The sequence below is a fragment of the Bacillus rhizoplanae genome (assembly GCF_917563915.1).
Lineage (GTDB): Bacteria > Bacillota > Bacilli > Bacillales > Bacillaceae_G > Bacillus_A > Bacillus_A rhizoplanae.
In genome coordinates this window covers 186,850-199,843 of record NZ_CAKJTI010000004.1, presented here as the reverse complement: position 1 = coordinate 199,843, position 12,994 = coordinate 186,850, and the positions used below count along the sequence as shown (strand labels likewise).

Below are 12,994 nucleotides of genomic sequence, written 5' to 3'. Positions count from 1 at the left end.
GTATAATTTATCAAACTCCCTTTAGAGCCTGATACAAAATTTACATGTGTAAAAATATATAATCTAATCTATAAATGTTGGCAAAAAAGGATAAATCATATTGATATTGGAACATCCTCACTACAGAATGAGAATTACAAACTGACTAATTAATTAGTTAATCTTTTCAATAATCTCAACTTCAAGTAACGAATTAGAATTTTGATACTTAGTTGATCCATCATAAAGGAAGGTAAAGTCACTATGATTATTAAATAGTTTCAAATATTGCTTATATTCTTCACTACCATTATAAAAATTGCCCTCTTTCACACGTTGTTCATATTTATTTATGTCACTACTAAGAAATTTGTAGTGTAACAAGGCAGTAAAACAAGACAAATTCTTATTCTTCTGATATGGGTATTGATAATGAGAGTGTCCCTGTATGTCACCAGGCCTAAAATAAAATAAAGGATGCTTCGTCAAATAGACATCCAAATTAAAAATACGTTTTCTTGGACCCCCGCTTACCATTAAACCAAAATATTCCTTTGTCACTTTATAAGAATCTTTATCAAAATAACAGTATTTCGATGTATAATCTTCATCCTGCTCACTTGCCGTAAGATTTATGTTGTCTTTTGGATACATATCTAACATTACCGAACGAACTCGTTCATAACCACGTTCTCTAATAATTGAAATAAAATTATTGATGTTTTTCGATTCCATCTCTGGATACACAAAATGTTCGTCTGAATCCACTACTAAATACCACTGATTATATCCATAATAGCTCAGTAAACGATTGATCCATGCTTCCCTTTTTTGCGTAGAATATGGTTCTGATGTATAGAATACATCACAGTCTTCCTGCTGGCATAGCCATTCCCTTGTTCCATCATTTGAATTATTATCTAAAATAGCGAAGTGTTGAAAACCCATATCTCTATAATGATTTAAAAAGGTCTTAATTCGTTTCTTTTCATTTTTCACAATGGAAATCAAAATAGGTCCTTCTTTTTTTTGAGAGGTAGAATTAACTAAATCTATTTGATTTTCAGTAAATGCACAAAGTATTTCATACGTATTTTTATTTATGCACATCATTTTGTAAAATGCATTTTTCCATTGACTCTCATCCTGTTTATCATATAAATATTTTAAATTATGGTTTTTTGCTGCTTGAAATTTATTATCAACTATCTTCTTATACCGAAAACGTTGAGCAGGAAGGACAGGTTTCCTAATAAATAGTGATATTTTTTTCTTTATAAACATTAGTGTGTTCATATTATTAATGTCTCCTTTTGATTAATGTATGCCTACAAAAATCAATCGTTAGTTAACTTCCGTTTTAGCATATTAATAATCATACTCTTTTCATAGTTATTAAAAATAATAAAAAAGTTTAAAATGTATCCAAACAAGCCAGTTAAAATACAAATTATCACAAAAGAAAACCACGATGTTATATTAGTTAAATGATTGATAGTCATAAATGTAATAGTCAAAATTACAAGTGCAAAAGTTCCTCGCAACAATACCCAATAAAAAGTATACCATTTTACATTTAATATATAAGCAGCATATATCGGTACAAATAAAATCATACGAACTAGAACCATAATGGCACTTACACCTGCAACTGCAAAAACTCCCAAATCCGTATATTTAATAAGTAAATATACAATACATATATTTAAAACACCTATAACAAGATTTGTTATAACAGGCAATTTAACTTTTGCAGTAATCGTATTAACATTAAAGAGTGGGTTAACAAATGTATTACACAACATAGGTAATAAAGTTAATATTGATAGTATCTGTACTTTTATAATTTCATTATGGGACAGTGAATTCAGCCATAAAGAGAAGAAATTTTGCCCAAAAACTACTAATCCAATAATAGGTACAGATCCTAAAAAGCCTGTAATTTTCATTGAAAAAATAACTTGTTTAATAAAGTCACTTAAATTCTTTTTAGCATAAGTAATAGTAAGTTGTGGCGTAAATGTATTAGCAATCATTTGCACAAAAGTTTGAAGTTGCATTGGAATGGTTTTTGCAACAGATAACATACTCATGTCTGTAGCACCAATAAAAATATTTGTAATTAGCAGATCCAGACCTGTCATAAAAATTGAATTTAGCTGATTAATCGAATTCCAAAAACCAACAGCTAATAATTCTTTCATTGATTTCCAGTCAAAATAATTCCTTTTAATTATAAGCTCCGGTGTTAACTTTTTCCTAAAGTGAAATTTCGCAAAAACCACATATAATGTACAAATCAAAAATGTAAAGCCAATGTACCATAAATGTGGTGACATATAGATGTATAGGACGATTAATAATGATGCTCTTAGTATATTTGATTTTATGTTAATTGAAGCGGCAAGGTCTAATCTGTTCTTTGCAAATGTTGCTACATCAAATACACTCGTTGATAAACTAAGAAAAAAACTAAAGAATAAAAATAGCCAAAGTAGTTTAACATCAAAAATAAAATCCCCTGGTATATTAATAACTTTTTCTAAAAACAATATTAATATTGCTGTTGGAACGGAAAGAATTAATGATAATGCAATATTTGCAATTGCTACGGAAGAAAAATACTTGTTTGCAGATTCAAGGTCGTTTTGATGTAACTTGATTGTTACAAAGCGACTAAGCATACTATTTAAAGCAACCGTAAATACAGTTATATAACTAATAAAATTATTGGCCAATCCCCAAAAACCGAAAACCTCTTTTCCTATTTTCTCCACAATAAACGATGTTAAGAAAAAGCTAATTGCGATGTTAATTATAAAACTAATCATTTGAGTTATCATATTAATTACAATTTGTTTGTTTTTTCCCACTTTAATCTCCGAATCCTTTTTTAGAAATTTAAAAATTTATTGTATTAATACATCTACCCTTAATATACCTATTTTTTACATTTTTTTTTTTGCATCTCCACTAAATAGTATTGGGTTAAAGAGTAATATAGGTGCCCATTTTAGATAATGATAGTCCAAAATGGGCACTAAGTTTCTCCATAAACTCTTTACTTTTTGAGAAATTTCAATTAATTATTACTCATTTATGAAAGTTAAATGACCAGTTGTAAGGTATAAGATCGCTCATATTTGTAGAGCTTGGCAAATTTAATACTTGATAAATAAATAAGAGTACGTAAGCTCCGTAACATACTTGATATAACAGTTTCTTGTCTCTTTCTATTGAGAACCTTGAAATAAATGTAGTGAAAATAAAAGGGACAAATAGTATAAAGTAAATACTTAAACGGCTTGCCCAACCACTGGACAAAGTAATAAAAAATATTGAAAAATATATCATCTGTGCACGTTCTAGAAAATCTATAGTTCTATCTGAAAGTCTATTATTCTTATTTAGGCTTCCTAAAACAAACTGAAAAAGATAGATTGTAAACAAAATGATATGTAGTATACCTACATGAGGGCTCGTGGCATCATTACCCAGATAACCCAAATATTTACCTGGGATTATTTTCTGAAACCAATTTAAAAAATGGTTAGAAAGCCCAAAATAACCAATACCAAAGCATATTATTGGTATAATAACTTTTGACCATGGCTTGAATTTAATTGAAAACAAAGGAAATAGTAAAAACCCGATTACTGATCCCACATGAACTAAAGATGCTAGTCCAATAAAAACTAATGATAGTTTATTTCTTCCTTTGAGTTTAAGCGTAAAAGCATAAGTTAAGATCGCTGCAGCTGCAAATTGACGCATCACCGTTATAGTTGGGAAAAATGCAAAAACTAAAAATCCCAACATAGCAACAATCCAATCATACTTGTCATTACATAATTTTTTATAGGCAAAATACATAAAAGTAAACGATATCGTTGCATATACTAAAAATACTGCTTTGTAATTAAATCCTAATCCCCCAAGAATCCTTGAAATTACTAAATATGAATTTTCCATACCATAAACTATATTCCCACTAATGGCATTATTAAATGCAGATATGTATGTTAAATCATCTACACCACCATAATCTCTACTTCCATACACTAAAGTAAATAAAATAAATACTAAAATCACATTTATTTTATTTCTCTGCCTTTTACATGCTAACAATAAAAAAACTAATATAAACCAACTGAAATAAAATATCATTGATAGATCCTTCTCATATTTCAATATTCCTCCAAATCCAGAACGTTTGCCAAACAAATTACCCTAAAGAGAAGTATTTATTAATTAATTTTAATTATGAATATAAGCTCTTCATTTCTTTAATAAGTCTATTCAAATGGAAATATAACCTTTTACTTATTCTAAACAATAAAACTCTTACTTTATTTTTTCTGGTATAAGCCTTACTTTTCAAAAAGCTCTTATCTACTAAATAAGAGTATTCGGCCTTATATAAGCCTGCAACTTGAAATATGTTAAGATATTTATTTACTAAATTATCGTTCAATAATTTTCTTAAATCATTATTTTGAATTTCACTATAGATTTGTTCTAGTTCTTTACATATTTTCATTATATGCTCAGCATTTTTAAGTTTGTTTTTTGTTGTCGTAATTGAGCCTTCCCTAATTAAGTAATTATAAAATAAAATATTTGTACTAATTACTCTTTTTGCCTTTAAAAACACTCTTGGTGTAAATTGCTCATCCTCATGCAATAGCCCAACCTTAAATTCCAGATTATTTTTTAATAAAAAAGTTCTATTATATAAATTTAACCAAGCAGCCATATACATAGTGCCCGATCTTAACTCTTCCATTAAATATTGCTCACCAGTTACAACTTGACCTTCTTTAAAATTGCTATGCTTCATTAACGATACATTGCGGCCTTCTATTCTTTTTGCATTTCCGACGACTATATCAGCCTTATTCATACCTATAACCGACATAAAGCGTTCGCATGTGTCCTTATCAATGTAGTCATCAGAATCAACGAATAGGATATATTCACCTATTGCTTCTCTCAAACCAGCATTTCTAGCATCAGATAAACCACCATTTTCTTTATGTATGGTCCTGATACGCGGATCTTTTTTTATATAACTATCACAAATATCAGGACAATTATCAGGACTCCCATCATCCACAAGAATTATTTCAATATTCTTATAAGTCTGGTTGATTAAACTATCAACACATTTTTCTATATATCTTTCTACCATATATATAGGTACAATAATTGATATTTTAGGTTTCATCATTTTCACCCTTTAATTTCTCTTATACCTTTAAGCATTAGTTTAAGTGCTGAGGTCCAGGTTTTATAGTTTTTATACATATTTCTATGTCTTAAAGCAAACTGAAAAATTAACAATTTTGCCCATCTCTTAGAAAGAGAAGCATAAAGGGCACCTTTATCAATAAAATACTTATCTGTATAACCAGTAAACCATGAAGAGTCTTCCTGACTGACGTATCCAATTACTTTGGGTTCGGCATAGACTTTTAATCCTTTTTTAATACATTCAAATATGAATAAACTATCTTCTCCTGACCCATACTTTGCTCCACCACCAAATAATAATGAAAAATGTATATTGGCCTTTCGCACCTTATCTGTCCTAACTGCGAATCTTACTGCTCCATATTTTAAACAATTAAACAATCTCACTCTTCCACTCTTTTTAATTTGATAGGATGGTCTATCAGGATTGGTACTTGGTACATTAAATACAATAATATCTGCATCTGGATTATTTTTGAAAGACGTTAGGATCATCTCTTTGTAATTATCACAGTATGTCAAATCATCATCTGCAAATATACAAATATCTGCAGTCGCACGCATAAAAGCATTATTTCTGCTCAATCCAACCCCACGTTCGGGAAATGACAAAAATTGTACATTGTAACCCTTATACATAAATTCCTCAAATTCATTTCGATCGCATTGATTAACTACAATTACATCAGATTGTATATTCATTCTTTCTATTAGACTATGGTTATCTTGATGCATCGTTGATACTAGTACTTGTAAGTCCATGCTCGTACTCCTTTGGTTCTTTTTTGACACTGTAATTTTCGCTTGAACTATAAGAAATCTCTAAAATTATTTGAAAGCCTAATTTTAAGATAACAGCTGATATCCTCTAAGCTTTTCAAATATTTAGCAACTAATGGGTTATTAAATTAATCTTCATTAATCCTTGAACTCTAATCCGAAATTTTCGATAATTTTTTATTATCTATTTTACAAAATAACTAGCGCAATAACTTCATTATGTTGAGATAACAATAGTGCATTAGATAAGCCAACATAGTCTGTTCCTGCTATAGCTATCCTCATTTTAATTGCTCCCTATTTATTAATTATTATCTTGTACTCTCTGCTTTTTCCCAAAATGGTTTTGCCTTTCCAGTCAATATGTTATATACACCGACCCATTGTGCAATTATTGTGACACAATAGTAATAAACTAATGTCAAATATTTATTGTTTGTTTTAGTTATTACTTTAGCTAGTGCCATAAGATAAAACAGAATCTGTCCAGCAAATATCATCGCATAAAACCAAGATTCTGTTATTAGTAAAGCATTAGAAATTAATACGATTAAATGTGAAATCCAGAGTAAATACCTGCATGTCCTGTGCCCAAAATAAAAATATGAAAACCACTTATACTTAAATATGTTAAGTATCCTTATGTCAGGTAAAATATATTTTAAAATAATCCTGTTCATCCTTACTTTACGACCAAACTCATCTTCAATAACTTCACCGGCCTTCTCATAAGCTATTGCATCATGATTGGCGATTGCCTTTTTACCTTGAAGTGCATACAACGGCGGCATTGCACTGTCGTGACATTGAATTGGATCGAAGTCATAATAATCCTTAGTTCTACATGCGTATAATGCTCCGTTACCAGCTGTTATAGTTTGAATTCTCCCTTCAATTTCACGAACAGCCATATCGCTATCCCAGTAACTTGCTTCAGCACTACTTACATCACTGGATTCATGATTCATAATAGACAGCCTGCCTGAAACATAAGCAATATCTTCTGAAATAAAGGTGGCCATAAGCTCCTTAACAGACTTTTTATCCATAATGGAATTTGCATCAGTCATTACTAAATATTCCGTTGTAACCGTTTTTTGTGCCTCATTCTGAGCATTTGTTTTTCCTTTACGGGCCTGTACCTCATAAAGTCGCACCTTTCGATCCTGATGTTCTTTTATAAACTTTCTAACAATCTCATTCGTTTTGTCTGTGCTATTATCAGAAGCAATCAAGAACTCTATTTTGTCTTGAGGATAATCTAGCTCTAGGATATTATGAAGCTTGTCCAATATTACTTTTTCTTCATTATGAGCAACTACCATAACCGTTACCGTTGGCTGGTGAGAATAATTTTTTTCAAGCTTCCGATTCTTATATAAGCGCCCAATTAACTTTAAAGATATTGGATAACCAACCATTGCCCACACTATAATAAATCCACTTATATAAAATAAAATTTTATATAATAACTCCATGTATTTTCTCCCTTAAATTATTTATTATCAATCTATCTTCTTCGCTGGAACTCCTACATAGATCCCAGGTTCAGCTATATCTTTAACCACAACAGCACCAGCACCGATTTTACAGCCACTAGTGATGTTAACATTATTGCTTACTACACTACCAATACCTAACCAAATACCTCGTCCAACTTTCACCGTACCAGCTAAATGTGCCCCTGGTGATATATGAACATAATCTTCAATTATATTGTCATGGTCTATTGTAGAACCAGTGTTAATAATGCACCCTTTCCCAATTGTAGTGCAGCAGTTAATCACAACTCCAGCCATAACTACGGTACCTGATGCCAACTTAACTTGTTCTCCAATAACAGCAGTAGAGTGAATTAAAGTAGGTATACTTGCACCTTCAGCTTCAAGCTTCTTCTGGATTTTTTCTCGTATAGCATTATTACCAATACCTACAAAAAAGTCATAATCCTCTATATACTTAAAGACATCCGCTGATTTACCGATTACTTCTATTCCCATCGATGACTTGACGCTTTCATCATCATCTAAAAAAGCAATGCTCTGCCATTTATTCATTTTTAAGGCAATATCAGCAACAACTTTCCCGTGACCACTAGCACCTATTATGATAAGTTTGTTCTTCATAGCTCTACTCTTCCTCTTTTGTTTCCTCTAAATGGTTCCATAGTTGCAGCAGTTTCTGAGTTAATGCCTTCCCTAACAAAAACTTTTTTAATAGTTAGAAGGATAATCTTCCAATCTCCGATGAAGCTTACATTATCTACATACTCTACATCAAGATTAAATTTCTCTTCCCAACTAATAGCATTCCTACCACTTACTTGCGCTAAACCAGATAATCCGGGTCTAACTTCATGACGACGTTTTTGATGCTCATTGTATAATGATAGGTACTGAACCAGTAAAGGTCTAGGCCCTATAATCGACATATCGCCTTTAAGAATATTGAAAAGTTCAGGAAGCTCATCAAGAGATGTAGAACGTAAGAACCTTCCGAATTTCGTAAGCCTCACACTATCAGGAAGTAGTTCTCCATTCTCATCTCTTTCATCCGTCATCGTCCTAAACTTATACATCATAAAAACCTTCCCATTAAGACCAGGTCTTTTCTGTTTAAAAAGCACTGGACTGCCTAGCTTAACTCTTACAAGGATAGCAACTACCAAAAATACTGGACTAAGAACCATAATAGCGATCAAAGATAGTATAAAATCCATCGCTCTTTTTACAAACCTTCTATAGATGCCACCTTTAGAATTTTTCATTACGCTAACCACAACCCTTTAATGATCTTTACAACCCTCTCCAAATCCTCATCCGTCATCTTCGTATCACTTGGCAAACAAACACCGTTCTCAAACAGTCTTTCCGATACATCCGTACCAACAAAGTCATACTTTTCAAAGAATGGCTGCATATGCATTGGCTTCCAAACTGGTCTAGATTCAATATTTTCTTTTTCAAGAGCTACCATAATATCAATTGGTCGAACCTTACCGTTTAAAGTCATTGAGCTTAACCAATAATTCGGTTCATTCCACTCGTTACTAGGCATAAACTGAATACCTTCAAGATGGCCTAGTTCTCTCTTATAAAACTCAAAGATGTATCTTTTCTTCTGAACTCTCTGATCTAATATCTTAAGTTGCCCTCTACCGATTCCAGCAACCACATTGCTCATACGGTAATTGAATCCTAATTCGCTATGTTGATAGTGTCTTGCTTGATCTCTACTTTGAGTAGCCCAAAATCTTACCTTCGCAATCCTCTCTTCATTATCAGAAACAAGCATGCCGCCCCCAGAAGTAGTAATGATTTTATTTCCATTAAAAGAGAAGATGCCATAATCACCAAAGGACCCCGTATGCTTACCTTTGTAGTAAGTTCCCAGAGACTCGGCAGCGTCTTCTATTAAAGCGACATTATATTTCTTACAAAGTTCAACTATTCTATCCATATCCGCAGAAAGGCCATAAAGGTGAACTACTATTACTGCCTTTACATTGGGATATTTCTCAAAAGCTGCTTCCAATGCTTTAGGGCACATATTCCAAGTTTCATAATCACTGTCTATAAAAACAGGAATAGCGTTTTGATAGATGATAGGATTTGCTGTAGCTGAGAACGTCAGGGTTTGACAAAAAACAATATCCCCTTCTCCTACCCCTGCCGCTCTAAGGGCCATATGAAGCGCAGCTGTTCCAGAAGATAATGCCGCAGCAGCTTTAGAACCAACCTTCGTAGCCAGTTCTTTTTCAAATCCATTCACATTCTCCCCAAGAGGTGCAATCCAGTTTGTATCAAAGGCTTCCTTAACATATTGCATTTCATAACCCTCATCGCTCATATGTGGCGATGAGAGGAATATTCTTTCTCCCATTTTCAAAGACTTCCTTCCTTTATTAATTCTGAAATAAATTCTGTTTCAATTCAAATACATAATCAAAATAGGTCGTGATCATAACAGTTCCCATTCTTCAGCTTTTTACCGCAACTTTATTATTCGCAAACCCTAATAAAGTCTCTCTTATACTCTCTTGACCCATCTGCTCAAAATTATCTATAAACTGCTGAATAATATCCAGTTCCATCAAAACAGCTTTTCCTATATGAATTTTCGGGAACACTTGCTCCGGATGCACTTCATTCTCATTTAATAGCTCTTCATACATCTTCTCGCCCGGTCTCAAGCCGCTAAACTCAATCCCGATTTCTTCAACAGAATAACCTGACAGTTGAATTAGATTTTGGGCTAGATCTACAATCTTAACTGGTTCTCCCATATCTAATACAAAAATCTCGCCGCCTTTAGCTAACGTACCCGCTTGGATCACAAGTCTTGACGCTTCTGGGATGGTCATAAAGTAGCGGGTAATCTCCGGATGTGTAACCGTCACAGGGCCGCCTTTTTGAATTTGTCTTTTAAATAGTGGGATTACACTTCCTCTGCTTCCGAGTACATTTCCGAACCGAACTGCCACGAATCGTGTTTTACTTACCGTAGCCATATGCTGGACAACCATTTCTGCCACACGTTTTGTCGCCCCCATTACGTTTGTTGGATTTACCGCTTTATCTGTAGAAACCATAACAAACGTATTTACTTTAAACGTATCAGCAGCTTCTGCTACATTTTTCGTACCAATAATATTATTCTTCACAGCTTCCTCTGGATTACGCTCCATTAAAGGAACATGTTTATGAGCTGCTGCATGGTATACAATAAATGGCTGATGCTTTTTCATTACTTCAAATATTTTATTCCGATCTTGTACATCAGCAATTTCTGTCGTAATTTCAGCTGCATCTTTATAATTTGTGCGCAATTCCATTTCAATATGATAAATGCTATTTTCACCATGTCCTAAAAGAACAATTTTTGCTGGTTTATACTTCATAACTTGACGACAAATCTCAGAACCAATAGATCCACCTGCACCTGTTACTAAAATGGTTTTTCCTGTAATTTTTTCTCCAATGCCAGCATCGTCTAATTGAACTGGTTCTCTTCCTAACAAGTCTTCTACTTGTACATCACGAAACTCATTTACAGAAACCTTACCATCTAAAAGATCTTCTAACATCGGCACAATCTGTGTCTTTGCTTTTGTTTTTGTACATGTTTCAAAAATCTCATTCACTTGTTTTCTATTTAAAGAAGGAATCGCGATAATGATGTGTTCAATTTTATATTGCTCTACAACTCTTTCAATATTCTTTGTTGAACCTACAACTTGCACATTATAAATCTCTAATCGCTGTTTATTTCTATCATCATCTACGAATGCAACTGGATATAACTCAGCTTCTTTATTTTGTTGCAGCTGCCTTACAACCATTGTTCCCGCTGCACCTGCTCCGATAATAAGTGTTCGTGTTTTATTTATATTGTTTATATTCTTTGTATTCTTTGCCATATATGTATCACGGAACATACGCCAAACAAAGCGGGAACCACCAATTAACAATATATGTACCATCCATGCAATTGCCAAAATACGTACATAAATATCTTGATTAATAATTTCTTGTACAATTGCTGTTACTATAATCGAAAAGGTAACCGCTTTAAATATGTTTTTTAATTCTCCAATACTCGCATACTCCCAAGCTTTGCTATATAACTTATAAATAGATGCAAAAATATGATGGCTGCAAAGTAATGTAATCGAACTAATAATTAATGTGATTGGAACATCGCCGTTTAATGCATTCGGGTGTATAAACCAATAACTTAAGTACACGGCAGTTAACACAATAAATGAATCTAAGAAAATTAATAATGAAAGCCGTTTTGGATAACTCAATATACATGTTCCCTTCTTTATCTTATTTTTAAATAAAAATTTTTCCTCTTCATTTTGAAGGGGCTACAGCTAAATTATTTATTTTCCCTATGTTATACACATATACCGGCAGCACAAAATGCTTTTCTTTCTATATATTTACAGTCTCTTTCTGCACTAATCCATTCATATACTTCATCAACTCTTCTTTTAATTCCTCATGCTGAAGTGCCATTTCAATTGTTGTCTTAATAAACCCAAACTTCTCTCCAACATCATAACGAGTTCCTTCAAAATCATACGCAAACACTCGTTGAATTTCATTTAAACGTTGAATTGCATCCGTTAATTGAATTTCTCCGCCCGCACCTGTTTGCTGATCTTCTAGGAACATAAAGATTTCTGGTGTTAAAACGTAACGGCCCATAATTGCTAAGTTCGATGGTGCTGTTCCTTGTGCTGGTTTTTCGACAAATTGACACACTTGGTAACGGCGGCCATTTTGCTCGATTGGATCGATAATACCGTAGCGATGTGTTTCGTTTTCTGGTACTGTTTGCACACCGATTACAGATGCTTTTGTTGTTTCGTATTCATTCATTAATTGACGTAAACATGGTATTTCCGCTTGGACAATATCATCACCAAGTAATACGGCAAATGGTTCGTTTCCAATAAACTTGCGTGCGCACCATACTGCATGTCCTAATCCTTTTGGTTCTTTTTGTCTTATGTAGTGAATGTTAATTTTGGAAGATGCTTGTACTTTTTCAAGCATGTCATACTTCCCTTTTTCTAACAAATTTTGTTCGAGTTCAAAGGAATGATCGAAGTGATCTTCAATTGCACGTTTTCCTTTTCCTGTTACGATAATAATGTCTTCAATTCCTGATTCGATTGCTTCTTCTACAATGTACTGAATTGTCGGTTTGTCGACAATTGGTAACATTTCCTTTGGCATCGCTTTCGTTGCTGGTAAAAATCTTGTTCCAAGACCAGCTGCTGGAATAATTGCTTTTTTTACTTGTTTCATTGTTAGTCCCCCTAATTATATTTTTCCTATATGTATATTCTTATATAAATATATAAAAATTATAAAAACCCTAGCTATAACGTCCTTATGCACAACTCCATAGCTAGAGTTTTTATAAATAACATTGGGCATCTAACCCATCCTCACGCCATGCTCCTGAC

At 32.8% G+C, this 12,994-nt stretch carries 11 protein-coding genes; all 11 read right to left on the bottom strand.

Annotation, left to right across the window (positions count from 1 at the left end):
- Positions 1-153: 153 nt before the first annotated feature.
- Positions 154-1,275, bottom strand: a complete 1,122-nt coding sequence (locus tag LRP84_RS06530; protein WP_230574328.1) for a glycosyltransferase family 2 protein — start codon at positions 1,273-1,275, stop codon at positions 154-156.
- 41 nt (positions 1,276-1,316) lie between these two features.
- A complete protein-coding gene (locus tag LRP84_RS06525) occupies positions 1,317-2,852 on the bottom strand; it encodes a lipopolysaccharide biosynthesis protein (protein WP_230574327.1) in 1,536 nt (511 codons plus the stop codon).
- Positions 2,853-3,072: 220 nt separating this feature from the next.
- Positions 3,073-4,146 carry an EpsG family protein gene (locus LRP84_RS06520; protein ID WP_230574326.1) on the bottom strand — a complete coding sequence of 358 codons (1,074 nt, stop codon included), beginning with the start codon at positions 4,144-4,146 and terminating at the stop codon, positions 3,073-3,075.
- Positions 4,147-4,240: 94 nt separating this feature from the next.
- Complete coding sequence (locus LRP84_RS06515; RefSeq protein WP_230574325.1) at positions 4,241-5,206, bottom strand: glycosyltransferase; 966 nt, start codon at positions 5,204-5,206, stop codon at positions 4,241-4,243.
- A gap of 5 nt (positions 5,207-5,211) precedes the next feature.
- Positions 5,212-5,994 (bottom strand): glycosyltransferase, encoded by a 783-nt coding sequence (locus LRP84_RS06510; RefSeq protein WP_230574324.1) that lies wholly within the window; start codon positions 5,992-5,994, stop codon positions 5,212-5,214.
- Positions 5,995-6,323: 329 nt separating this feature from the next.
- Positions 6,324-7,490: a glycosyltransferase family 2 protein gene (locus tag LRP84_RS06505; protein WP_230574323.1), complete on the bottom strand. Its 1,167-nt coding sequence runs from the start codon at positions 7,488-7,490 to the stop codon at positions 6,324-6,326.
- A gap of 27 nt (positions 7,491-7,517) precedes the next feature.
- Complete coding sequence (locus tag LRP84_RS06500; RefSeq protein ID WP_230574322.1) at positions 7,518-8,138, bottom strand: acetyltransferase; 621 nt, start codon at positions 8,136-8,138, stop codon at positions 7,518-7,520.
- The gene (locus tag LRP84_RS06495) at positions 8,135-8,779 is read right to left on the bottom strand and encodes a sugar transferase (protein ID WP_302850576.1); all 645 of its coding nucleotides are present in this window, start codon (positions 8,777-8,779) and stop codon (positions 8,135-8,137) included. Before LRP84_RS06495 ends, LRP84_RS06500 begins: the two co-directional genes overlap by 4 nt.
- Entirely contained in the window at positions 8,779-9,894 is a 1,116-nt protein-coding gene (locus LRP84_RS06490; RefSeq protein WP_230574405.1) for a DegT/DnrJ/EryC1/StrS family aminotransferase, read from the bottom strand. Before LRP84_RS06490 ends, LRP84_RS06495 begins: the two co-directional genes overlap by 1 nt.
- A 97-nt stretch (positions 9,895-9,991) precedes the next feature.
- Positions 9,992-11,821, bottom strand: coding sequence for a polysaccharide biosynthesis protein (locus LRP84_RS06485; protein WP_230574321.1), 1,830 nt, complete (start codon positions 11,819-11,821; stop codon positions 9,992-9,994).
- Between the two features lie 130 nt (positions 11,822-11,951).
- A complete protein-coding gene (gene galU, locus LRP84_RS06480) occupies positions 11,952-12,833 on the bottom strand; it encodes a UTP--glucose-1-phosphate uridylyltransferase GalU (RefSeq protein ID WP_230574320.1) in 882 nt (293 codons plus the stop codon).
- Positions 12,834-12,994 lie beyond the last annotated feature (161 nt).